At 70.0% G+C, this 23,115-nt stretch carries 23 protein-coding genes; 11 read left to right on the top strand and 12 right to left on the bottom strand.

Annotation, left to right across the window (positions count from 1 at the left end; all coding sequences use genetic code 11):
• Positions 1-19: 19 nt before the first annotated feature.
• Positions 20-430, top strand: coding sequence for a DUF3597 domain-containing protein (locus ACLF3G_RS13720; RefSeq protein WP_430669939.1), 411 nt, complete (start codon positions 20-22; stop codon positions 428-430).
• On the opposite strand, the gene ACLF3G_RS13715 is transcribed toward ACLF3G_RS13720, so the two are convergent.
• Entirely contained in the window at positions 427-1,194 is a 768-nt protein-coding gene (locus tag ACLF3G_RS13715; RefSeq protein WP_430669938.1) for a maleate cis-trans isomerase family protein, read from the bottom strand. The genes ACLF3G_RS13720 and ACLF3G_RS13715 overlap by 4 nt on opposite strands.
• A gap of 92 nt (positions 1,195-1,286) precedes the next feature.
• Here ACLF3G_RS13715 and ACLF3G_RS13710 point away from each other — a divergent pair, with 92 nt between their 5' ends.
• The 4 genes from ACLF3G_RS13710 to murA all read left to right on the top strand — a co-directional run bounded on the left by ACLF3G_RS13710 (position 1,287) and on the right by murA (position 4,460).
• The gene (locus tag ACLF3G_RS13710; protein WP_430669937.1) at positions 1,287-2,246 is read left to right on the top strand and encodes a Bug family tripartite tricarboxylate transporter substrate binding protein; all 960 of its coding nucleotides are present in this window, start codon (positions 1,287-1,289) and stop codon (positions 2,244-2,246) included.
• Entirely contained in the window at positions 2,246-2,422 is a 177-nt protein-coding gene (locus ACLF3G_RS13705) for a hypothetical protein (protein ID WP_430669936.1), read from the top strand. Before ACLF3G_RS13710 ends, ACLF3G_RS13705 begins: the two co-directional genes overlap by 1 nt.
• A gap of 63 nt (positions 2,423-2,485) precedes the next feature.
• Positions 2,486-3,040, top strand: coding sequence for a dCTP deaminase (gene dcd, locus ACLF3G_RS13700; RefSeq protein WP_168050634.1), 555 nt, complete (start codon positions 2,486-2,488; stop codon positions 3,038-3,040).
• A gap of 166 nt (positions 3,041-3,206) precedes the next feature.
• On the top strand, positions 3,207-4,460 hold the full coding sequence (murA, locus tag ACLF3G_RS13695) for a UDP-N-acetylglucosamine 1-carboxyvinyltransferase (RefSeq protein WP_430669935.1): 1,254 nt from the start codon (positions 3,207-3,209) through the stop codon (positions 4,458-4,460).
• A 60-nt stretch (positions 4,461-4,520) separates the two neighbouring features.
• On the opposite strand, the gene ACLF3G_RS13690 is transcribed toward murA, so the two are convergent.
• The 3 genes from ACLF3G_RS13690 to ACLF3G_RS13680 all read right to left on the bottom strand — a co-directional run bounded on the left by ACLF3G_RS13690 (position 4,521) and on the right by ACLF3G_RS13680 (position 9,284).
• On the bottom strand, positions 4,521-6,749 hold the full coding sequence (locus ACLF3G_RS13690) for an ATP-binding protein (RefSeq protein WP_430669934.1): 2,229 nt from the start codon (positions 6,747-6,749) through the stop codon (positions 4,521-4,523).
• Between the two features lie 211 nt (positions 6,750-6,960).
• Positions 6,961-7,734, bottom strand: a complete 774-nt coding sequence (locus ACLF3G_RS13685; RefSeq protein ID WP_430669933.1) for an SDR family oxidoreductase — start codon at positions 7,732-7,734, stop codon at positions 6,961-6,963.
• 2 nt (positions 7,735-7,736) lie between these two features.
• On the bottom strand, positions 7,737-9,284 hold the full coding sequence (locus ACLF3G_RS13680; protein ID WP_430669932.1) for an acetolactate synthase large subunit: 1,548 nt from the start codon (positions 9,282-9,284) through the stop codon (positions 7,737-7,739).
• A 142-nt stretch (positions 9,285-9,426) separates the two neighbouring features.
• Here ACLF3G_RS13680 and ACLF3G_RS13675 point away from each other — a divergent pair, with 142 nt between their 5' ends.
• A complete protein-coding gene (locus tag ACLF3G_RS13675) occupies positions 9,427-11,688 on the top strand; it encodes a fused MFS/spermidine synthase (protein WP_430669931.1) in 2,262 nt (753 codons plus the stop codon).
• Between the two features lie 66 nt (positions 11,689-11,754).
• Positions 11,755-12,213, top strand: coding sequence for a hypothetical protein (locus tag ACLF3G_RS13670; protein WP_430669930.1), 459 nt, complete (start codon positions 11,755-11,757; stop codon positions 12,211-12,213).
• Positions 12,214-12,223: 10 nt separating this feature from the next.
• Here ACLF3G_RS13670 and ACLF3G_RS13665 read toward each other — a convergent pair whose 3' ends face one another.
• Entirely contained in the window at positions 12,224-13,375 is a 1,152-nt protein-coding gene (locus ACLF3G_RS13665; RefSeq protein ID WP_430669929.1) for a helix-turn-helix transcriptional regulator, read from the bottom strand.
• A 125-nt stretch (positions 13,376-13,500) separates the two neighbouring features.
• Here ACLF3G_RS13665 and fdhD point away from each other — a divergent pair, with 125 nt between their 5' ends.
• From fdhD to ACLF3G_RS13645, 4 genes are all read left to right on the top strand, one after another.
• The gene (fdhD, locus tag ACLF3G_RS13660) at positions 13,501-14,397 is read left to right on the top strand and encodes a formate dehydrogenase accessory sulfurtransferase FdhD (protein ID WP_430669928.1); all 897 of its coding nucleotides are present in this window, start codon (positions 13,501-13,503) and stop codon (positions 14,395-14,397) included.
• Positions 14,387-15,040 (top strand): molybdenum cofactor guanylyltransferase MobA, encoded by a 654-nt coding sequence (mobA, locus tag ACLF3G_RS13655; RefSeq protein WP_430669927.1) that lies wholly within the window; start codon positions 14,387-14,389, stop codon positions 15,038-15,040. Before fdhD ends, mobA begins: the two co-directional genes overlap by 11 nt.
• Positions 15,037-15,162 (top strand): hypothetical protein, encoded by a 126-nt coding sequence (locus ACLF3G_RS13650; protein WP_430669926.1) that lies wholly within the window; start codon positions 15,037-15,039, stop codon positions 15,160-15,162. The genes mobA and ACLF3G_RS13650 overlap by 4 nt, the downstream gene beginning before the upstream one ends.
• Before the next feature lie 62 nt (positions 15,163-15,224).
• The gene (locus ACLF3G_RS13645) at positions 15,225-15,590 is read left to right on the top strand and encodes a GNAT family N-acetyltransferase (RefSeq protein WP_430669925.1); all 366 of its coding nucleotides are present in this window, start codon (positions 15,225-15,227) and stop codon (positions 15,588-15,590) included.
• 9 nt (positions 15,591-15,599) lie between these two features.
• On the opposite strand, the gene ACLF3G_RS13640 is transcribed toward ACLF3G_RS13645, so the two are convergent.
• The 7 genes from ACLF3G_RS13640 to ACLF3G_RS13610 form a co-directional block, all read right to left on the bottom strand.
• Positions 15,600-16,847: a molybdopterin molybdotransferase MoeA gene (locus tag ACLF3G_RS13640; protein WP_430669924.1), complete on the bottom strand. Its 1,248-nt coding sequence runs from the start codon at positions 16,845-16,847 to the stop codon at positions 15,600-15,602.
• A 12-nt stretch (positions 16,848-16,859) separates the two neighbouring features.
• Positions 16,860-17,363 (bottom strand): molybdopterin-guanine dinucleotide biosynthesis protein B, encoded by a 504-nt coding sequence (mobB, locus tag ACLF3G_RS13635; protein ID WP_430669923.1) that lies wholly within the window; start codon positions 17,361-17,363, stop codon positions 16,860-16,862.
• Positions 17,364-17,436: 73 nt separating this feature from the next.
• A complete protein-coding gene (locus tag ACLF3G_RS13630) occupies positions 17,437-18,633 on the bottom strand; it encodes a formate dehydrogenase subunit gamma (protein WP_430669922.1) in 1,197 nt (398 codons plus the stop codon).
• Positions 18,633-19,220, bottom strand: coding sequence for a formate dehydrogenase FDH3 subunit beta (fdh3B, locus tag ACLF3G_RS13625; RefSeq protein ID WP_430669921.1), 588 nt, complete (start codon positions 19,218-19,220; stop codon positions 18,633-18,635). The genes ACLF3G_RS13630 and fdh3B overlap by 1 nt, the downstream gene beginning before the upstream one ends.
• A 10-nt stretch (positions 19,221-19,230) precedes the next feature.
• A complete protein-coding gene (locus ACLF3G_RS13620) occupies positions 19,231-22,155 on the bottom strand; it encodes a formate dehydrogenase subunit alpha (RefSeq protein WP_430669920.1) in 2,925 nt (974 codons plus the stop codon).
• Between the two features lie 20 nt (positions 22,156-22,175).
• A complete protein-coding gene (locus ACLF3G_RS13615) occupies positions 22,176-22,397 on the bottom strand; it encodes a twin-arginine translocation signal domain-containing protein (protein ID WP_430669919.1) in 222 nt (73 codons plus the stop codon).
• Positions 22,398-22,419: 22 nt separating this feature from the next.
• Positions 22,420-23,019, bottom strand: a complete 600-nt coding sequence (locus tag ACLF3G_RS13610) for a TorD/DmsD family molecular chaperone (RefSeq protein ID WP_430669918.1) — start codon at positions 23,017-23,019, stop codon at positions 22,420-22,422.
• Positions 23,020-23,115 lie beyond the last annotated feature (96 nt).

Below are 23,115 nucleotides of genomic sequence, written 5' to 3'. Positions count from 1 at the left end.
AACAACAGGAGTGCGTCGCATGGGTGTCTTCAGCTCGATCATGTCCAAGATCTTCGGCAAGCGAACCGCGCAGGCCGCGGAGACGCCAGCCGCCGACGGAGCGCCGACGCCGCAGGCGCAGCCTGACCTCGCCACCATGGCGCCCGGCACGGCGCCGGCCGCGCCCACCGCGCCAGTGGATGTCGAGGAAATCCTGACAGGCATGGCGGAGCAGAACCCGCAGAAGCTGGACTGGCGCCGTTCCATCGTCGACCTGATGAAGCTGCTCGGCCTGGATTCCTCGCTGGAGCAGCGCAAGGAGTTGGCTCGAGAACTGGGCTATTCCGGAGACACCAGCGATTCCGCCACGATGAACATCTGGCTGCACCGCCAGGTGATGACGAAGCTGGCCGAGAATGGCGGGCGCGTGCCGGATTCGCTGCGCGGCTAGCCCATCCGCTCCCGGTACCGCGCACCCCAGCCCTCGCCGCGCACCCAGGCCAAGAAGTCGTCCCGGCCTGGAGCTTGCCCGGTCACGGCGCAGACGCTGCGCCAGGCGAGCGCGTGCATGCAGGAGGTCACGGGCGCATCGCCGACGAAGGGCTGGCCCAGGATAGGCCCCAGCGTCGGCATCCCCGTGCCCAGCATCGCCACCGCCTGGACCCGACCCGATGGCATGGCAGCCAGGGCCGCCGCGGCGCCGGCGGCCGTCATCGCGTAGATCGGATGGAAGCTCCCATCCACCATGGCGCCGCGCGAGACCGCCGCCACATCGAAGCCGCGCGCGGTCCAGTATGCTGTCGCGGCATCCGTCAGATCGTCCGGATAGGGCGAAATCAGCCCGATACGTGTCGCGCCCACGGCCTGGAACGCATCCCGCACCGCCAGGGCCGCGGTGATGACGGGGATGCCAAGCGCATCCTGCATGCGCGCCACCAGCGCGTCCTCCTCCGCCACCCCGGCGTAGTAGCTGGCACCAGTGCAGGCGAAGGCGAGCGCGCCGATCGGCGCATTGGCGAATTGCGCGGCGGCGCCCGGCAGGTCCCGCAGGTAGTCCAGCAGGCGTGCGACGATGGTCGGCTTCGTGCTGGTCATCCGCGCGTTCAGCATCGCGATGCCGGGCGGCCACAGGATGGCGAATTCCGGCTCCACCGTCGTGTTGGCCTGCGGCGTCAGCACGCCGACCAGGCCGCGGGGAGCATATTCGACGGTCATGGCATTCGCGGTCCTTGGCTGCATGGCGAAGGTTTGCCTGCCCTGCGGCATCGGCGCTAGGTTTCGCGCTTCCCGCCGCCGGAACCAACGCCATGCGCCGCCGCCACCTGCTGACCCTGATACCCGGCGCGATTGCGGCGCCGAGCCTGGCGCAGGCCCAGCCGGCTTGGCCGTCGCGGCCGGTGCGCATGGTGGTACCCTTCCCGCCCGGCGGCACCACGGATTTCATCGCCCGGCTGGTCGGCCAGCGCCTCGGCACAGTGCTCGGGCAGACCTTCGTGGTGGAGAACCGCGCAGGGGCCGGCGGCACGCTGGGCTCGGACTTCGTGGCGAAAAGCCCGCCGGACGGCCACACCCTGATCGTCTCCAACATCGCCAGCTTCGGCGTCGGGCCGAGCGTCTATCCCACCATGCCCTATGATTCCGTCCGTGATTTCGCGCATGTGGCGCTGCTGGCGGAAATCCCCTCCGTCCTCGCGGTGAACGTCGCCAGCCCGATCCGCGACCTGGCGCAGTTCATCGAGGCGGCGAAGGCGCGGCCCGGCCTCGCGGTGGGATCGCCCGGCAACGGCACCTCCTCCCACGCCAAGCAGGCGATCCTGCAACGCTCCGCCGGCATCGAGACGACGCATGTGCCCTATCGCGGCAGCGGCCCGATGATGAACGACGTCGCGGGCGGCGCGCTGGAATCCATGATCACCACGCTGGTGGAGGCCGGGCGCAACGAGCGCTTCCGGCTTCTGGCCGTGACCGCGGAGGCCCGCGTGCCCGGCTGGCCGGACCTGCCGACCTTCAAGGAACTGGGGCATCCGGAAATGGTCGCCTCCACCTGGTTCGGCCTCTCCGCGCCCGCCGGAACGCCCGCGCCCATCGTGACGCGGCTGAATGCGGAGGTGCTGGCCGCGCTGGCAACGCCCGAGATCACCGCGCGCCTGATCGAGACCGGTGCCACGCCGCGGCGGATGACCGCGCCGGAGTATTCGGATTTCGTCGCAGCCGAGGTGCGGCGCTGGGCCGCCGTGGTGCAGGCGGCGGGCATCCGCGTCGGCTGATGCCGGACAAGGACAAGGCGCCGGACCCACCAGGGCGCACGCCGGCGCAGGAAGCGCGCGAGGCCCGGCTGGCGGCCGCGCTGCGGGAGAATCTGCGCCGCCGCAAGGCGCAGGCGCGCGCACGTGCCGACGCACCGGCGGATCCTCCCGCACCGGAGGACAAGCCTGGGTCGTAATGGACCTGACATGCCGGCTGGGCTAGACCGCGGTCCCCGACGACGCGCAAGGCTCGCCCGCCCATGTCCATCATGCCCGACACCTGGATCCGCCGCATGGCGCAGGAGACGGCCATGATCGAGCCGTTTGTGGAAAGCCAGCGGCGGGAGGGCGTGATCTCCTACGGCCTGTCCTCCTACGGCTACGATGCGCGCCTCGCAGATGAATTCAAGATTTTCACGAATGTCGACAATGCGGTGGTGGATCCGAAGGTGTTCTCGGACCAGGGCTTCGTCACCCGCCGTGGCGAGACCTGCATCATCCCGCCGAACAGCTTCGTGCTGTGCCACACCATCGAATACTTCCGCATTCCCCGGGACGTGCTGGTGATCTGCCTCGGCAAATCCACCTATGCCCGCTGCGGCCTGATCGTGAACGTCACGCCGCTGGAGCCCGAATGGGAAGGCCAGGTGACCATCGAGATCAGCAACACCACCCCACTGCCGGCCCGCATCTATGCCAACGAGGGCATCTGCCAGTTCCTGTTCCTGCAGGGCAGCGCACCGCCCGAGGTCAGCTATGCAGACCGAAAGGGCAAGTACATGGGCCAGCGCGGCGTCGCCTTGCCGAAGCTCTAGGCACGGCTGAAGACGATGGGTGCCGAAGCCCTCTCGCCCCGCAGGGGGGGAGGACTGGGTGAGAGGATGGCGCAGGTCGGCAGGCCGGCCGCGTCCCCCTCGCCCCGACCCTCTCCCCCATGAGCGGGGGAGAGGGAGATACTCCAGTAGCGCGATAGGACGACGCATGGACCGCATCCGCATCCGTGGCGGCAAGCCACTGTCGGGCAACATCCCGATCGGTGGCGCCAAGAACGCCACCCTGCCGCTCATGGCCGCCGGCCTGCTGTCAGACGGCCCGCTGGTGCTGGAGAACGCGCCGGACCTGGCGGATATCGCCACCATGCGCGCGTTGCTGGCGCAGCACGGCATGACGGTGGACCACGACAAGCCCGGCCGCCGCCTGGTGCTGTCCGGCGCCGCGAACAACCTGGAGGCGCCCTACGACCTGGTGCGCAAGATGCGCGCCTCCGTCCTGGTGATGGGCCCGCTGGTGGCGCGCTTCGGGGAGGCGCGGGTCTCGCTTCCCGGCGGCTGCGCCATCGGCACGCGGCCGGTCGACCTGCACATCAAGGGGCTGGAGCAGATGGGCGCCGTCTTCGACCTCGAAGGCGGCTACATGCATGCGAAGGCACCCAAGGGCTTGAAGGGCGCCACCATCATCTTCCCGCAGGTCAGCGTCGGCGCCACCGAGAACCTGCTGATGGCCGCGACCCTGGCCGATGGCGTGACGGAGCTGGTGAATGCCGCGCGGGAGCCCGAGATCGGCGACCTCGCCATGTGCCTGATGCGCATGGGTGCGCGGATCGAGGGCATCGGCACCGATCGCCTGGTGGTGGAGGGCGTGAAGACGCTCGGCGCCGCCACGCACCCCATTATCCCCGACCGGATCGAGGCCGGCACCTATGCCTGCGCCGCGGCCATCACCGGCGGCACCGTGCTGCTGGAAGGCGCGCGCATGGTCGACCTCGGCGCCGTGGTGCGGACGATGCGCGAATGCGGGGTGGACGTGGCGGAGGAAACCGCTGGGCTCCGCATCACCCGCCGCAACGGCCTGCGCGGCGCCGATGTGATGACGGAGCCCTTCCCTGGCTTCGCCACCGACATGCAGGCGCAGTTCATGGCGCTGATGTGCGTGGCGGAGGGTGCCAGCATGATCACGGAGACAATCTTCGAGAACCGCTTCATGCATGTGCCCGAGCTGACCCGCATGGGCGCGCGCATCAAGTACCACGGCCAGTCCGCCATCGTGCGCGGCGTGCCGAAGCTTTCGGGAGCGCCGGTGATGGCGACCGACCTGCGCGCCTCCGTCTCCCTGGTCCTGGCCGGACTTGCGGCGCAGGGGGAGACGATCGTGAACCGCGTCTACCACCTGGACCGCGGCTACGAGGCGCTGGAGCGCAAGCTTTCGGCGGTGGGCGCGGAGATCGAGCGGGTCTAGGGTGGTTGATTTGGCGCATTTTCCGAGTCGTCAGGCGTATCCGCCTGACTTGAAAATGCTTCAGCTCTCGGGCCGCAGCACGACGCGCAGCTTCTCCGCCAGTTCCTGGCGCCGGTAGGGCTTGCTGAGCAGCACCACGCCGGCATCGAGCCGGCCGTGATGCACCACGGCATTCTCCGTATAGCCGGAGGTGTACAACACGCGCAGCGTCGGCCGCAGCAGCAGCGCGGACGCCGCGAGCTGTGGGCCGGACATGCCGCCGGGCATCACCACATCGGTGAACAGCACGTCTACCGGCGCATCGCCCCGCAGCACCTCCATCGCCTCCTGGCCATTGGCGACGGCCCGCACGCAATAGCCCAGGTTGCCGAGTTCGCTTGCGACATGCGCGCGCACCATGGCGTCGTCCTCCACCACCAGCACGCTTTCATCGCCACGCTGCGACCGCGTCCGGGGCACGTCACGGCGTGGCGCCGAGCCGTCGGCGGCGCGCGGCAAATACAGCTTCACGGTGGTGCCCTGGCCAGGCTCGGAATAGATCCGGATGTGGCCCTGCGACTGCTTGACGAAGCCGAACACCATGCTGAGGCCAAGGCCGCTGCCGCGGCCGAACTCCTTGGTCGTGAAGAACGGCTCGAACACCTGCGCCATAACTTCCGGAGTCATGCCGCAGCCAGTGTCGGTCACGGCGATGGCGATGTACTCGCCGGCGGCCACCTCCTCATGCTGCGCGGCGTAGGCGGCATCCAGCAGGGCTGACGCCGTCTCCACCGTCAGCAGGCCGCCCTGCGGCATCGCATCGCGCGCATTGAGCACCAGGTTCAGCAGTGCCGCCTCCAGTTGCGCCGGGTCGACCAGCGCCGGCGGGAGGTTCGTCGCCAAGTCGAAGCGGCACTCGATATGCTCGCCGAGCGTGCGGCGCAGCAGCACCTCGACCCGGCGCAACTCGCTGCCGACATCGGTGGGCCGCGGGTCAAGCGGCTGGCGGCGTGCGAAGGCCAGCAGGCTGCGCGTCAGGTCGCCGCCGCGTTCCGCGGCCAGCCGCGTCGTCTCCGCCAGTTGCAGCAGGTCCGGGTCGTGCTCCAGCTGCTCGGCCAGCAGCTCGGCGCTGCCGAGGATCACGGTCAGCAGGTTGTTGAAGTCATGCGCCAGCCCGCCGGTCAGCTGCCCCACCGCCTCCATCCGCTGCGCCTGCAGCAGCTTGCGGTTCAGGTCAGCAATGGCGTCCCGCTGGTGCTGCAGCGAATCGGCGCTACGGTTCAGCACGGCCATCAGCCCGCCCAGCTCGCCGCCCGGATAGGGCGGGGCGATCCGCGCCGCGAGGTCCCCCTGGCCGAGCCGCCAAGCCATCGCGGAGATGCGGCCGACCTCCCGCCTGATCCCCAGCTCCCCGATCAGCCACACTGCGATGGCGAGGCCGAGCGAGACGGCGGCCAGGATCACCAGGTCCTGCCGCAGCCGCCGGTCCGCCTGCGCCACCAAATCCTGCCGCTTCTGGCCGACCAGCACGCGCAGGCCGGAGCCCTCGGTCAGTGGGGCGGTGCCGGCGGCCCAGATGCGGACCTGGCCGTCCTCGCCACGGACCTCCCAGGTCGGGCGCCGATCCTCGCCGGCTGCGAAGCGCGCGAGTTCGCCGACCAGCATCCGGCCGGGCGATCTGCCACGCGCCACCATCTGCTCCGTCCAGACCAGCGCCAGCCCGTCCGGGCCGACCAGCAGAATTTCCTCGCCAGGTTGCAGCCGGTTGGCGTGGTCCTGCACCAGGGTGAGGAGGTTCAGCGAGGCGAGAAGGACGAAGGACAGGTCGCCGGCCGCATTGCGCGCCGGGAACGCCACCTGTAGCACCGAAACCCCGGTCAGCCGCCCGAAGGCCGGCTCCAGCACCACGCCGCGTTCCGTCCGTAGCGCCTCTTGGAAATAGCGGCGGTCGCGCAGGTCGAGCTGGCGGCCGGTCTGCAAGGAGTCGCAGACCAGGCGGCCTTCCGGGTCGATGGTCAGCAGGCCGGTGAATTGCTGGTACTGTTCGCGCACCGCCGACAGGAAGGCGGAACAGGCGGCCGGGCCGGCCTCCTCCAGGTCGCGCGCCCGCGCCAGGCCGAACAGCAACTGGCTGGCGCCCATGATGCGGTCATCCAGGTCGAGCGCCACGACGCCGGCGGCGGAAACAAGGCGCGCAGTGGCGGATTCGATCTGCGCCTGGCGTTCCTGGAGGAAGCGGAAACCGACGAGCAGCGCCGGGACCAGCGTGGCGACGGCGACCAGCCACAACAGGCGGGCGCGGATGCTCATGCCGGACTCATCCTGCCAGCCCTCCGTGGCCGGCCGATGGGCCAGCCCATTCCCTGACCCTCCGGGGCCTAGCGGGCGCCCGTCGGTTGGTCGGCCCCTGACGGGCCTCGCTGTCAGGCGGATCGGGTCCGCGTCAGGAATTGACCATCATGCAACGGATTTGACCTTGGCAGAAAGGCCAACGCCCCGCAATCAGGGGGTGGCCCGGCACTCAGCCGCGGAACATGCCGCCGCCATCGACATCGACCACGGTGCCGTTCACATATGCGGCACGCGGGGAAGCCAGGAACACCGACAGGTCGGCGATCTCGGCGGCCTCGATTGGGCGGCCGTAGGGCAGGCTGGTCAGGGTTTCGGCCCAGCGTTCCTCGTCTCCGAACTTCAGCTTTGCATTGACCCGTGCCTGGGTTTCCATCCGCGCGGTGCGGGTGGCGGCGGGGTTGATGCCCAGCACCCGCACGCCGGACTCCTGCGCCGCGCCACCAAGCGCCGAGGTGAAGGCGATCAGCGCCGCGTTGCCGGTGCCGCCGCAGATGTAGCCCATGCGCGGCGCGCGCCCGGCCATGCCGATGATGTTCAGGATGACGCCGGCGCGCTTCGCCTCCATGCCCGGGTAGTACAACTGGCACAAATGGATGTAGCCGAGGACCTTGAGGTCCCAGGCCTGCTGCCAGCGGGCGAATGGAATGTCCTGCAAGCGGCCGGACGGGATGGCGCCGGCGTTGTTCACCAGGATGTCGAAGTCTGGGAAGGCCGCGTGCAGCCCCTCCCGCGCCTCGGGCCGCGACAAATCCGCGGCGTGGGTTTCGACCCGCACCTGCGCGGCACCGCGCACCGCATCGGCGGCGCTGGCCAGCGTGGCGGGGTCGCGTCCGGCGAGGATGATGTCGCACCCTTCCCGCGCGAAGGCCTCAGCACAGGCCAGGCCGATGCCCTTCGATCCGCCAGTGATCAGCACGCGGCGGCCGGCGAGGGAGAGGTCCATGCTCAGACTTCCATCTCGATCAGGAAGGGCCCGTCCTGCGACAGGCTCTGCTGCAGAAGGTCGGCGACGCCCTCCAGCGTGGTGGTCCGCGCCGCCGCCACGCCCATGCCGCCGGCCAGCTTCACCCAGTCCAGGTTCGGGTTGCCGAGGTCCAGCATGTCCATCGCCGTGCGCCCAGGGTTGGCGCCGACGCCCTGGTACTCGCCGATCAGGATGGCGTATTTCCGGTTCGAGATGATGATGGTGGTGACCGGCAGCTTCTCCCGCGCCTGGGTCCACAGCCCCTGCAGCGTGTACATCGCCGAACCATCGGCCTGCAGGTTGATGACGCGGCGGCCGGGGGCGCCGATGGCAGCCCCGGTGGCCAGTGGGATGCCGCAGCCGATGGCGCCGCCGGTGATGTGCAGCCAGTCATGCGCCGGCGCGGCATGGGTGAACTTGTAGAAGCCACGGCCGAAGGACACCGACTCGTCGGCGATGATCGCGTTGTCCGGCATCAGGGCCGCCAGCGTCTGCGCCAGCCCTTCCGGCGTCGGCGTGCCGCGCACCGGTTGCGGGCGCGGACCGGGGTCGGGGATCGCGGCCTGCGGTGCGCCGAGTTCGTCCGCCAGTGCGGTCAGCGCCTGGATCGGGTCGGCCTCATAGCGCGTCAGCAGCAGGATATCGGCGTCTTCCCGGTGGTGACGGGACGGCTTGTTGGGATAGGCGAAGAAGCCGACCGGCGCCTTGCTGTTGACCAGGATGATGGTGGTGTAGGGCTTCAGCGCCTCGATCGCGAGGTCGGCCGGATAGGGCACGCGCTCCAGCTGCATGCGGCCCTGGCCACGCTCGACGCGCGAATTGGACATCTCGGCCAGCACCGCGGCGCCGGTCGCCTGCGCGACGCGCCAGGCCAGCGCCTGCGCCTCCGCCGTCAGGGCCGGGCCGCCGAGCAGGATCAGCACATCCTTTCGGTCACGCAGCGCACGGGCGGCGTTGCGCACCGCATGCGGGTCCGCCTGCGGCGCCGCCGGCACCGGCAGGCCGGTCGCGGGGCCGCCCGGCGCCTCGTCCCAGCAGACGTCCGACGGCAGGATCAGGGTGGCGATCTGGCCCGGCGAAGTGCGCGCCGCCTGCACGGCGGTCGCCGCATCGCGGCCGACATCCTCGGCACGGGCCACGGTGCGCGTCCAGGCGGAGACGGCGCGGGCGAAACCCTCAGTATCCGCGGTCAACTGTGCATCGAGCGGCCGGTGGTAGGTCGCCTGGTCGCCGACGCAATTGACGATGCCGGATCGCGCGCGGCGGGCGTTGTGCAGGTTGGACAGCCCGTTCGCCAGGCCCGGGCCACAATGCAGCAGGGTCACGGCCGGCTTGCCGGTCATGCGCCAATAGCCATCGGCCATGCCGGTGACAACGTTTTCCTGAAGGCCGAGCACGCACCGCATCCCGGGAATGCGGTCCAGCGCCGCGACGAAATGCATCTCGCTGGTGCCGGGGTTGGCAAAACAGGTGTCCACCCCCGCGGCCAACAGGGTGTGCACCAGACTTTCAGCTCCGTTCACCGGCATTCTCCCGCAACTTGAAGGCCGCAAGGTGCGCGGCGGCGGGATTGGCCGCAAGGGTGGGCGCCCGGGTTTACGATCGGCCATGTTTTGGCAATGATGACGCATCCGTGACCGAGGGGGGCCGCGGCAAAAGGGGACGACTTCCATGCCGCGTCTGGCCGTGGCGTTCTTCTGCTCGGGCTTCGCTGCCCTGCTGTGCCAGATCGTCTGGCAACGCATGCTCGGCATCTTCGCCGGCTCGGACACCATCTCGGCGGCGCTGGTCGTGGGCGCCTTCCTGGCCGGCCTCGGCCTCGGCTCGCTGCTCGGCGCCTGGCTGGCGGACCGGCTTTCGCCCTACCGCGCCTTGCTCGGCTTCGCGCTGGCGGAGGTCGCGGTGGCGGGCTTCGCGCTGGTCTCCAAGTTCTTCCTGTACGACCTGCTGGCGACGGAGCTGGCCGGGGTGGTGGATAGCCCCATCGCCATCTTCGCGCTGTGCTTCATGGGCCTGGTGCTGCCGACGACGCTGATGGGCGCCTCCCTGCCGCTGCTGGCGCGCGCGGTGGCGACCGACCTGGGGTCGGTCGCGGAACGCATCGGCAGCCTGTACGGGCTGAACACGCTGGGGGCCGGTCTGGGCGCGCTGCTCGGCGGCTGGCTGCTGGTCGGCAACCTTGGCTACACCGGATCGCTGGCACTGGCCGCCGGGCTGGATTTGCTCGCGGCCGCCCTGGCGCTGACGCTGCTGCCGGGCCTGTCCCGAACGCAGCCGGCGCCCGCGGCGCGGCGCGGCGCGGATGCGCAGGTCGAACCCTTCGGCAGTCTCCGCCTGTGGTGCCTGCTGGTGTTCCTGTCCGGCTACGTCATCGTCGCGCTGGAAATCGTCTGGGTCCGGCTGATGGGCCAGATCGGGCAGTACCATGCCTACCTGTTCCCCACCGTGCTCGGCGTGTTCCTGCTGGCGGATGGCGCCGGTATCGCCTTCGCCTCCCGCCTGCTGCGCCGCATCCGCGACCCGCGCCCGGCCTTCTTCCTGACCCAGGCCGGTGGCTTCGCGCTGGGCGCGGCGCTGATCCTGCTGATGGTCTGGGCGCTGCCGCATTGGCCGGTGAACCAGTTCGTTTCGCCGGACATGCACCGCCTGCGCGGGTCCGGCCTGCTGACGACGGTGCTGCTGACGCTGGCGGTGGTGGGCCCGCCCTCCTTCCTCATCGGCATGACCTTCCCCTTCGTGCAGCGCGCCGTGCAGCAGGATCTGGCGAGCGTCGGCGCGCGTGTCGGCTGGGTGCAGCTGTCCAACATCATGGGCAATGCGGCCGGTTCCATCCTGACCGGGCTGGTGACCTTCCACCTGATCGGCACGGCCGGCACGCTGCGGCTGCTGGCTGTGCTGTCGGTGCTGCTGATGCTCGGCTGGCTGTGGCGAGAGGGTCGCGGCCGCCGACCGGAGATGGCGATGGCTGCCGCCTGCGGCGTCGCCCTGGTGGCGCTGCCGGGCAATGCGGCGCTGTGGTCGCGCCTGCATGCCGAACGGCCGGGCCAGGTGGTGGACTGGGCGGAGGACCGCTCCGGCGTTGCCTTCTTCCGCGACGACAACCGGCCCGGCTTCGGCCCGCACGGCCCCTTCTTCATCCAGGGCTTCAGCCAGGGGCAGATCCCCTTCCTGCCGATCCACCAGTTCCTTGGCGCGCTGGGCCCGCTGCTGCATCCGGACCCGCAGCGCGTGCTGGCCATCGGCATCGGCTCCGGCGGCACACCCTGGGCCGCCGGCGTGTCCCCCGCGACGCGGGAGATCCGTGCCATCGAGCTGGTCGGGCCGGTGCTGACCGCCCATGCCGGGATCGCCACGCGCTACCCGGACGGCCCGATCGCGGAGATGCTGCGCAACCCGCGCTGGCGCCTGGAGTACGGCGACGGCCGCCGCGCCTTGTCCAAGGGCGAGACGCAGTACGACGTGATCCAGGCCGATGCGATCCTGCCGGAGGGCTCGCATTCCGGCCTGCTGTATTCGGCCGAGTTCCTCGAACAGGTGCGCCGCCGCCTGGCACCGGGCGGGCTGTATGTGCAGTGGGGCCCGACGCAGCGGGTGGTGGCCACCTTCGCCTCGGTCTTCCCCTACACCAAGCTGCTGATGCCCGGCTCCGTCCTGATCGGCTCCGACAGCCCAATTCCCTACGACCCGGCGGCCCTGGCGCGGCGCTTCGCGGAGCCCGCGGTGCTGGCCCATCTGCACCGCGGCAATCGTGGCTTCACGGAATTTGCCGCCCTGTTCGCCGACCCGGCCCTGGTCTGGCGGCCCGGTGCACAGCGGCCCGAGGCGGCGCTCACCGATGATTTCCCGCGTGACGAGTTCTACCTGAACAACGGCGTCACCTACACCCAGTCGCTGCGCCGGACCCAGGATCTGCTGGCGCTGGACGGGCACTGAGCGCCCGGATGGTGCGGGCTCCACCCGCGGGATAGTCTTCGGCCGCAAATCGCGGATTGGTGTCTGATGAAGAAGGTTATCCTGCTGGGCTTCATCTGCGGGGCGCTGGCGGTGGTCGTGTTCCACCAGGGCACGCTCTACGTGCTGTACCACCAGTTCCCGCTCATCAAGACGCTGATCGGCGCGGCCGATGCGTTCCGCCCTGCCACTGCCGGGTTCAGCCTGCGCCCGGTGCCACCGCTCGGCGTGCCGCAGATCGTCTCCATGATGTTCTGGGGCGGGATCTGGGGCATCCTGCTGGCGGCGCTGATCCGCTGGGGCCGGATGCCGGACCTGCTGACCGGCTTCGTGCTCGGTGCCGTGGTCTGCACGGTGGTCGGCTTCACCGTGGTGGCACAACTGCGCGGTGCGCCGATGTGGGCGGGCGGCAACAGCTTCGTGTGGATCCGGGCGGTGCTGCTGAACGGCGCCTTCGGCTGGGGCGCCGCCTTCCTGATGCGGCCCTTCTCGGTGCGTGGCGGCTGAACGGCCTGGATTATCCGCTCAGCCGCCCCAACAGCGCGGTCAGATCCGCCAGGCTGCGCGACCCGGTCTTCCGGCGGATCGCCAGCAATTGCCCGCGCACCGTATCCACCGCGATGCGCCGCGTCGCCGCATGCTGGGCCACCGTCTTCCCCGCGGCCAGCGCCGCGGCCAGGGATGCCTCGGCTGGCGAAAGCCTGAAGGCTTGGCGCAGCAGCGGCGCGCGGGGGCGCGGGCGGGCCGCGTCATCCGTCACCAGCAGCATCACGCCGGTGAATCCATCCGGCATTCCAGGCGCCTCCAGCCGCCGCAGCGGCAGCGCCTGCACCAGCCAGGGCGGCGCCCCGCTTCGGCGAGGCAGCGCCACGCTGGCCGCATCGGGCATCATCCGCACCTTGCCGCCGATAGCCGCAAGCGCCGAGCCCACCGCGCGGGCCAGCGCCTGGCGCGCTGGCGCATCCTGGCTGGAAAGCCCCCCCTCGCGGACCAGCGACAGGCCATCGCCCTGCGCCGCCATCGCCTCAACCGCCGGATTGGTGGCAACGATCTGGCGCTGGCGGTCCAGCAGGACCACGCCCTGGCGCAGCGCGGCGAATCCGGCCTGCACCGCGCGGGCGGACTGCCAGTCGCCGGCAGCCAGCCGGGTTTCGGCGATCAATGCGCGGCGGAGATGCGGGAATATGGGTTGCAGCAGCGCGGCCTCGGCATGGCCGAAGCCCTCGGCGCGGACTGCGCGGTGGAAGGCGATGCGGCCGGACATGCCACCGGGGCCCTGCACCAGGACCGAAAGGCAATGGAAGGCACCGTCGCGCGGCGCCTTCCACTCGTTCCAGATGGCGCTGGCGCGCAACTGGCGCGCCGGGACCTTGCCGGCCAGGTTCAGCACGCCCTCCCCGCTCATGGCGGCCGCGCGGGCCCAAGGGTCCTGATGGATCCAGTGCCGCGCGTATTCGGCGGTGACATCCGAGGCCAACCCGCCGCCCTGGCATTGCGCCTCCCGCAGGACGCCGCGCTCGTACTGCATCAGGTGCACCGCGTGCGTGCTGGTGCCGAGCGCGCGCGCCAATGGCTCCATGGCATGCGTCAGGCCTCGCCCCTCGAGCACCGAGGCGTAGAGGTCCAGCGCGAACCGGTCAGGTGAGAGGGGATCTTCCAGGTTAACCACAGCGCAAAAGTAGCACGCAAAAGTGAACCTGAAATACCACCGGCTACAAGTTATCATTATATACAGGTTTGCCGCCTACACCCGGCCGGCTTGCGGCGCTTCGCTCCAGCGTCCATCTCCGCTCCATGGAGCACCGCCTTCGCGTCCAACCCGACCCCTCCGACCCGCGCCTGACACGGCGCGTGACGGGCCTCGACCACGCCGGGCAGCGCATCGAGACCAGCGTGACGGTGGAACGGCCCCTCACGCTGTACCTGAACGGACAGGAGATCGTCACGATGATGACGATCCTCGACAGGCCGGAGGACCTGGCGCTCGGCTACCTGCTGAACCAGGGCATGCTGCGCCGCGCGGACCGCGTCACTGGCGTGGAGTACGACGAGGATTTGCAGGTCGTCGTGGTGCGGACCGAGGCGAAGACGGATTTCGAAGCGAAGTTGCGCAAGAAGACCCTGACCTCCGGCTGCGCCCAGGGCACCGCCTTCGGCGACCTCATGGAGGACTTCGCGACCGTGCGCCTGGCGCCCGAGGCACAGTTGCGGACATCCTGGCTTTACCGCCTGCTCCACCGAATCAACACGCTGCCGAGCCTGTACCTGGAAGCCGGTGCCATCCATGGCTGCGCGCTGTGCCGGCAGGACGAACCGATCGTCTACATGGAGGATGTCGGCCGGCACAACGCGGTGGACAAGATCGCCGGCTGGATGTTCCGGGAGGATGAGGCGCCGGAGGACAAGATCTTCTACACCACCGGGCGCCTGACCTCGGAGATGGTCATCAAGACCGTCCGCATGGGCATCCCCATCCTGCTGTCCCGCTCCGGCTTCACCGCCTGGGGGGTGGAGCTGGCGCGGGAGGCGAACCTGACCCTGATCGGCCGCTGCAAGGGCAAGCGGTTCGTGGCCCTTGCCGGGGAAGACCGTATCGTCTTCGACGCCGACCTGGCTCATGTGCCGGAGGAATCGGCGAAGCACTGGCGCAAGAACAGCGCCGAGGCGACAGGCCATTCCGATGCGGGCTGATTCCCTCGCCGTGGTGCTGGCCGGCGGGCTGGCGCGGCGCATGGGCGGCGGCGACAAGCCGCTGCGGTTGCTCGCCGGCCGGCCGCTGCTGGCGCATGTGCTGGACCGGCTGCGACCGCAGGTGCCGGTGCTGGTGCTGAACGCCAATGGCGACCCGGCCCGCTTCGCCGCCTGGGGTTTGCCGGTGGTGCCGGATGGGCTGCCGGACCATCCCGGCCCGCTCGCCGGCATCCTGGCGGCGCTGGATTGGGCGGCGGCGCAGCGGTCGGACCTGCCCTGGGTGATCTCCGTCCCCGGCGACTCGCCGCTGATCCCGCTGGACCTGGTGACCCGCCTTCACGCGGCGCGGGAGGCCGCCGGCGTGCCGCTCGCCTGCGCCCTGTCCGCCGGCCAGACCCACCCGCCGATCGGCCTGTGGCCTGTCGCGCTGCGGCAGGCGCTGCGCGAGGCACTGGCTGCCGGCGAACGCAAGATCGATCGCTGGACCGCGCGGCACGGCATCGCCCATGCGGAGTGGCCGGCGCTGCCGGTGGACCCCTTCTTCAACGCCAATGCGCCGGAGGATCTCGCCGCGGCCGAGGCGCTCTTGCAACCGGCCGGGGTCGATCCGATACAGGACGGAACGGGGAGATCATCGCCATGAAGTCCATCCTGCTCGGCGCCGCAACCGCCATCATCCTCGCCTTCGGCGCCTACGCCGTGTTGGACCGCAACTTCCAGCAGACGGCGGACCAGCGGAACGTAACCCAGGGCGTGCGCCTGTAGCGGCTTCGATCCGCCGCGCCCTTCCCGCGGATATTCCGCGGCTGAAGGAGATTCGCGGGAGCGTGCGCGAAAACATCCTGACGCCGGGGCGGGTCTCGGACCGAGACTATGCTTGGTTCGTCGCCCACGGACCCGTCTGGGTCTGGGACGATGGAGCGGCGATCCTCGGCTTCTCCGCCGGCGACCCCCGGGATGGCTCGATCTGGGCGCTGTTCGTGCATCCGGATCATGAGGGTCGCGGCATCGGCCGCGCCCTGCTGGCGCGCGCCTGCGCCAGCCTGGCCGCCGCGGGGCATCGGGCGGCGACGCTGGAGACGGCGGCCGGAACACGGGCTGAAAGCTTCTACCTGCGCCAGGGGTGGATAACCGCGGGCCTGGATTCCGAAGGTCAACGGGCGTTCCGCCGCATCCTGGATCCCAGGCCTTGAGCAGACCGGTCAGAACACCGCGCGGAACGGCAGCACCCTGATCCGGTCGCCCGGCGCCACCTGCGTCACCTCCTCCGGCAGTTCGGCCAGGGCGTCGGATCGGGTGAGCGAGGTCAGTAGGCCGGCGCCCTCGCGCGCGAATTTCTGCGCCAGCGGCAGGCCATCCGTGGCGGCCAGCCGCACCCGCACATATTCGCGCCGTCCGGCCTTCTTGCGATAAGAGAAGCCGGCTTCGGCCGGGAAGCGCGGCAGCGGCTCCGCCTCGGCCCCGGCCAGCCGAAGCACCAGCGGGCGAGCCAGGTGCAGGAAGGTGACCACGGCGGCCACCGGGTTGCCGGGCAGCCCCACCACCGGCGTGCCCCCGATCACCCCCATCGCCGCCGGCCGGCCCGGCTTGATGGCCAGCCGCCAGAACACCAGGCTGCCGCCCTGCTGGATCGCCGCCTTCACATGGTCCGCCTCTCCGGTCGAGACGCCGCCCGAGGTCAGCAGCAGGTCGTGCGTCGCGGCGGCGCGGGTCAGGGCGTCGGCGGTGGCCTCCGGCTCATCCGGCAGGATGCCGAGGTCGCAGGCCTCCGCCGGCAGCCCGGCCAGCAGCGCCAGCAGGGTGAAGCGGTTCGAATCATAGGTGCGGGCGGCGCCGAGCGGGGTGCCGGGCTCCGCCAGCTCGTCGCCGGTGGAGAACACGCCGACCCGCACGCGGCGCCGCACCGGAAGCACCGTCAGCCCCAACGCCGCGGCAAGCCCGATGTCGGGCGGCAGCAACCGGCGGCCGGCCGTAAGCGCCACCTCGCCCTGCGCCACATCCTCCCCGGCCGGGCGGCAATTGGCACCGCGCTTCAGCCCGGGCGCGAGCAGCACGGCGCCGCTCTCCTCCCGCGCATCCTCCTGCATCATCACGGTGTCTGCGCCCTCCGGCATCGGCGCGCCGGTGAAGATGCGGATGCTGGTGCCGGGCGCGATCGCCGCCGTCACCTGCCCGGCCTGCAGCCGCGCCACGACGGGCAGCCGCGTCTCGCCCGCCGCCGCGAGATCGGCATGGCGAAAGGCGTAGCCATCGACGGCGGAGTTGAAGAAGGGCGGCAGCGGCAGCGGCGCCCGCAGGTCGCCGGCCAGCACGCGCCCGGTGGCCGACAGCAGAGCGGCCGTCTCCTCGCCCGCCAGGGCGGGCACGCGGTCGGCAATCAGAGCCTGCGCCTCGTCCACCGACATCAGCGGCCCGCCGAAGGCGAAGCAGTCGTCGCTGAGCTGCGCCAAACCTGTCTCCTCTCAGCCCGGCCACGGAACCGCATGGGCCAGCGCCAGCCCGGCGATGCCCGCGATGTCGTCCAGATGGGTGTGTGGCAGGCGCGTGGAAGGCGGCGGCACATCACTGGCGACGGCGACGATGGCCGGGTCCTCCGGGTGCAGCCAGGACTTGCCGTTGGCGGCGCGGTGCACTTCGATCTTCGGGTGCGGGTCGCGCTTGAAGCCCTCGATCAGGATCAGGTCCACCCGGTCGAAGCGCGCCAGCAACTCCGGCAGGGTCGGCTCCGCCGCGCCGCGCAGCTCCGTCATCAGCGCCCAGCGATTGGCGGAGGAGACCAGCACCTGCCGCGCCCCGGCCTGCCGGTGCGTGTGGCTGTCCTTGCCCGGCTGGTCCACGTCGAAGCCGTGATGTGCGTGCTTCAGCGTGGAAACGGACAGGCCATGCGCGGACAGCGCCGGGATCAGCCGGGCCAGCAGGGTGGTCTTGCCGGAGCCGCTCCAGCCCGCCAATCCGATCACGCGCAACGCTCGGTATCCCGCAAATGAAAAAGGCCCGCCATGGCTTGCACCACGGCGGGCCGCACAAGGAAAGGGCGCCTCAGTCCGCGCCGACGGGCCGGGCGGTGGTGGGCGGGCCGCCGACGACGGTTTCCCGCGCCTTCGCCAGTTCCTCCTCCACCCACAGGCCGTGATGCTCGCGGGCCCAGGCGAGATCGACCTGCCCCGTGCCCATCGCGTCATAGGCACCGGCCATGCCGAGCGAGCCGATGTAGATATGCGCCAGCATCGCCGCGATCATCAGCACGGACAGGACCCCGTGCACGATGTGCGCGAGCTGCTGCCCCGCCATGTCGGTGACGGCGAAGGGGAAGATCAGCACGTAGCCCGAAACGGCGACCAGCGTGCCGCCGAGCACGGTGATCCAGAACACCATCTTCTGCCCGGCGTTGAAGCGCTTCGCCTGCGGATGCCCACGGCCGATGAAGCCGCCGCCGGCCTTGAGCCATGCCCAGTCCAGGCGGTCCGGGATGTTGTCCTTCACCCAGACCAGGAACAGCACCAGGATGCCGAGGGTGAAGGGGAAGGCCAGGTAGTTGTGCGCGATCTTGCCCCACAGGCTGATCGCGGTGAATGCCTCCGGCCCCACCAGCGGCAGCAGGATGAAGCGGCCGAAGGTCAGGTTGAGGCCCGACAGGCCCAGCACGATGAAGCTGGTCGCCGTCATCCAGTGCGCCACTCGCTCGAACAGGTTGAAGCGCTGGATGGTGCGGCCGGACAGGCCGCCCTCCACCTGTATGCGCCCCTTGGTCATGTAGAACAGCGCCAGGATCACGAACATGCCGAGCACGGCGACGCCGCCGACCCAGGTGAGCGTGCGGTTGTGGAAGTCGCGCCACTCCCGGCCCTCGGGCTGGATGAGGGTGGCCGCCTGGCGGTCCGGGATGGTGATGCGGCCGCTGATGCTGCCGCCGCGCAGCGCGGATTGCAGTTCCAGCTCCTCGGCAGAAAGCTGGCCGCCGCTGAAGGGGGCCGGCGTCGGCGGTACGTTGGCCGGCTGGCGCGGCTGCGGCGCGGTGACCGCCTCGGCCGCCGCCGGGGCGGGCGTGCCTGTTGGCGTATCGCCCTGCGCCGTCGATTCCGGAACCTGACCGCCCGGCTGGCTGCCGCGGCCGGCACCGACTTCCGGCACCGGGGCCTGGATTTCCGGCGCACCGGCCGCGGGCGCGCCGGGCTGGGATTGCGCGAACGCGGGCGGCGCCAGCAGCAGCGCCGCCACGAACAGGACGTTGCGCATCAGACCGTCACCGTTTCCTGGTAGGCGGTGCGCCAACCCCAGGCGCCGGCGCCATAGCCGCGGGCCTGGACACGTTCCCGGTAGATGGTGGCGATCATCTCGCCATCGCCGGCCAGCAGCGCCTTGGTGCTGCACATCTCGGCGCACAGCGGCAGCTTGCCCTCGGCCAGGCGATTGGCGCCGTACTGCGTATACTCCACCACCGTGTTGTCCTGCTGCGGCCCACCGGCGCAGTAGGTGCATTTGTCCATCTTGCCGCGGCCGCCGAAATTGCCGACGCGCGGATACTGCGGCGCACCGAACGGGCAGGCGTAGAAGCAGTAGCCGCAGCCGATGCACAGATCCTTGTCGTGCAGCACGATGGCGTCCGCCGTGGTGTAGAAGCAACTGACGGGACAGACGGCGGCACAGGGCGCGTCGGTGCAGTGCATGCAGGCCATGGAGATGGACCGCTCGCCGGGCTTGCCGTCGTTGATGGTGACGACGCGGCGGCGGTTGATGCCCCAGGGTACCTCGTGCTCGTTCTTGCAGGCGGTGACGCAGGCGTTGCATTCGATGCAGCGGTCGCTGTCACAGAGGAATTTCATGCGCGCCATGTCAGGCACTCCGGATCTGGCAGAGGGTGACCTTGGTTTCCTGCATGAAGGTCACCGGGTCGTAGCCATAGGTGGTCACGGTATTCACGCTCTCGCCGAGCACGATCGGGTCGGTGCCCTGCGGATATTTGCTGCGCTGGTCCTCGCCCTGGAACCAGCCGGCGAAGTGGAACGGCATCCACGCCACACCACGTCCGACGCGTTCCGTCACCAGCGCCTTCACGCGGGCCTTCGAACTGTTCTCCGGCCCCAGCACCCAGACGAACTGGCCGTCGCGGATGTTGCGGCTGCGCGCATCCTCCGGGTTGATCTCGACGAACATGTCCTGCTGCAACTCGGCCAGCCACTTGTTGGAGCGGGTCTCCTCGCCGCCACCCTCGTATTCGACCAGCCGGCCGGAGGTGAGGATGATGGGGAAGTCCGGCGCCACCTGGCGGGAGCGGTTCTGCACGGATTGCCCGAGATGCGGCAGGCGGAAGCCGCGGCGGTCCGGCAGCGTCGGGTACTGCGCGATCAGGTCGGTGCGAGGCGTGTAGATCGGCTCCCGGTGCACCGGCACCGGGTCCGGCAGGTTCCACGCCACGGCGCGGGCCTTGGCGTTGCCGTAGGGCACGCAGCCATGTTCCATCGCCACGCGGATGATGCCGCAGGACAGGTCGGTGGCCCAGGAGAAGGTGCCGCCGTTGCTCTCGATCCAGCCGCGCTCCGCGGCCGTCAGCTCCTCATACCAGCCGAGGCGCTTGAGCACGGCGACGGTGAATTCCGGGTAGCCGTCCTGGATTTCGGACCCCAGCGAGTAGGAGCCTTCCGCCAGCAGCGTCTGGCCCTCGCGTTCCACGCCGAAGCGGGCGCGGAAGGTGCCGCCGCCGTTCTTCACGTGCAGGTTCGTGTTGTACAGGATGTGCGTGCCGGGATGCTTCATCTCCGGCGTGCCCCAGCAGGGCCAGGGCAGGCCGTAGAACTCGTTCTCGACCGGCGAGCCCGCGGCGCCGCGCAGTGTCACCAGGTCGAACTTGTCCTGGTGTTCCATGTGCAGCTTCAGGCGTTCCGGCGACTGCCCGGAATAGCCGGTGCTGAGCGAGCCGCGGTTGATCTCGCGCAGGATGCTCTCGGCGGTCGGCGCGTTGTCCTTGATCTCGTAAGGCTTGAACATCTCCTCCCGGATCCGGACCGGCATGTTCTTGCGTTCGGCGGCGGCATCCAGCGCGCCGGCCAGGCGGTACATCATCTCGTAGTCGGTCTTGGATTCGAACAGCGGGGCGACGATGCGGCTGCCCCACTGCAACGAACGGTTGGAGGCGCTGCGGCTGCCGTCGCATTCGAACTGCGTGCTGGCCGGCAGCAGGTAGGTATTGTCCTTCCGGTTCGACAGCACGGCGAAGGTGGTGGGGTGCGGGTCGGCGACGACCAGCAGGTCCAGCGCCTCAAGGCCTTTGACCGCCTCCGGCATGCGGGTGACGGTGTTGCCGCCATGGCCCACAACCAGCATGCCGCGCAGGCGGTCGCGCTGCTGGATCTGGTCCTTGGGCAGCGTGATCGCGTCGAAATACCGCGTCGTCGGGATGCCCGGCGTACCCATCATCGCCGGGCTGTCGAAGCGGGCGACCATGTCCTCGTAGCGCACGTTCCAGACGCGCGACCAATGCCGCCAGGCGTTCTCGTCGAGCCCATAGTAGGCCGGCAGCGTGGTCACATCGAGGCCGAAGTCGGTGGCGCCCTGCACGTTGCAGTGGCCACGGAAGATGTTGGCCCCGGTGCCGTCGGCGCCGACATTGCCGGTGGCCAGCAGCAGGATCGAGAAGGCGCGGACATTCGCCGTGCCGACGGTCTTCTGCGTCGCGCCCATGCACCAGATCAGCGTCGCCGGCTTCTGCGTCGCGAAGGCTTCCGCCACCTTCCTCAACTGCGCACCCGGCACGCCGGTGACACGCTCCACCTCCTCCGGCGTCCACTTCGCGCATTCGGCGCGGATCTGGTCCATGCCGTAGACGCGCTGGGCGATGAACTGCTTGTCCTCCCATCCATTCGCGAAAATGTGGTGCAGCATGCCCCAGATGATCGGGATGTCCGTGCCCGGCCGGATGCGGACATATTCATTGGCGTGTGCGGCCGTGCGGGTGAAGCGCGGGTCGATGACGATCAGGTTCGCGCGGTTGCGTTCCTTGCCCGACAGCACGTGCTGCAGGCTGACCGGATGCGCCTCCGCCGGGTTCCCGCCCATGATGATCATGGTCTTGGAATTGCGGATGTCGTTGTAGGAGTTGGTCTGCGCGCCGTAGCCCCAGGTGTTGGCGACGCCGGCAACCGTGGTCGAGTGGCAGATGCGCGCCTGATGGTCGACGCTGTTGGTTCCCCAGAAGGCCGCGAACTTGCGGAACAGGTAGGCGCCCTCGTTCGAGAACTTGGCGCTGCCCAGCAGGAACATGCTGTCCGGACCCGACTCCTGCCGGATCGTCATCATCTTGTCGGCGATTTCCGACAAGGCGACGTCCCAGGACAGGCGCTGCCACTGCCCGTTCACCATCTTCATCGGGTATTTCAGGCGCCGGTCGCCATGCACCAGCTCCCGCACCGAGGCGCCCTTGGCGCAATGCGTGCCGCGGTTGATCGGGCTGGCCCAGGCCGGCTCCTGCCCCACCCAGACGCCGTTCTGCACCTCCGCGACGACGGAGCACCCGACCGAGCAATGGGTGCAGATGTTCTTGATGCGCTGCACGGGCCGCGCATGGTCATGCACGCCCATCGCCGCCCCTGGCGCCGCCTGGGCGCGGGAGGCGCCGAGCGAGCCGAGCGCGGCGAGGCCGGCACCCGCGAAACCCGCCTGACGAAGGAAGCTGCGGCGGTCCAGCCCGCCTGATGAAAGTCCCTGGTAGGCCGCGGACAGGCGCTGGCGTGCGGCCTTTCCCTCGGAGCGCTTGATCAACATCCTGGCGTGCTCCTGGTTTCTTATTCGTATCGATTGGTGCGGTAGAAGGCCTGCACATGCGCCGAATCGGGCTTGTACCGGGCAGCGAGCCGCTGACCCTCATTCTCCTTCCGCGCCTCACGGCTCGGCACGCTGTCGGCGCGCTGCGCCAGGGCGGGCGTTGCGGCGGCCGCGGCGGTGCCGAGGCCGAGCGCTTTCAGGAATCCGCGCCGGACGGGCTTTTCAGCGCCTTGTTCGCTCATCTTGGCATCTCCCAGACATAAATCAGGCGGGCAGGTCCGCTGCCGCGGCCTCGTACTCCACGGCCAGGCGGCCTAGCCGGCCGACCGCGCGGTAGAACTCCGCCGTCTCCGCCTTCTCCAGGTCGGCGAAGAAGCGCGCGGCCCAGGGGCGGATGTGGCGGGTGAAGAATGGGGCGGTGGCATCGGCCTCCCCCGGAAATGCGCCGGCGACCAGGCCAGCATAGGCCTCGCACAGGAAGGCGATGTGATCCTCCGGCTCCGCGATGCCCTCCGCCCGCTCGATGCCGAGGCGCGCAAGATCGGCGCGCAGGTCCGCCAACGGCCGTTCATGCAGGAAGCCGGTCAGGTAGTAGCTGGCATAGGGCAGCAACTCGCCGCGGCCGACGCCGATGAACAAGTTGAAAAACTCGCGCTCCGTCGTCTCCGCGGTGCTGCGGCCGGCGGCGGCGGCCAGCGCCGCATAGGCTTCGCCGAGTTCGCCCTGTTCACCGCGCAGCGCCCGCATCCGGATCAGCAGGCCGGCATCCGGCGCCGCGCCCAGCAGGCGGCCAAGCAACGCGAACAACCGCGCCCTCTCCGCGTCGACGGGATCGAGTGTGGCCGGTTCCTGCGCTTCCATCATCGCGGCATCAAGGACTTTCGGGACGGGACGGGCGGCTCCCCAGCCACCATCGGCACCCATCGCCAAGGCAAACAAGCGTAAAGCCTCGTCTAACGC

The sequence above is a fragment of the Falsiroseomonas sp. HC035 genome (assembly GCF_050563525.1).
Classification (GTDB): Bacteria; Pseudomonadota; Alphaproteobacteria; order Acetobacterales; family Acetobacteraceae; genus Falsiroseomonas.
Note: the sequence above shows the minus strand (reverse complement) of the source record. Positions and strands in the feature narration are given on the sequence as shown.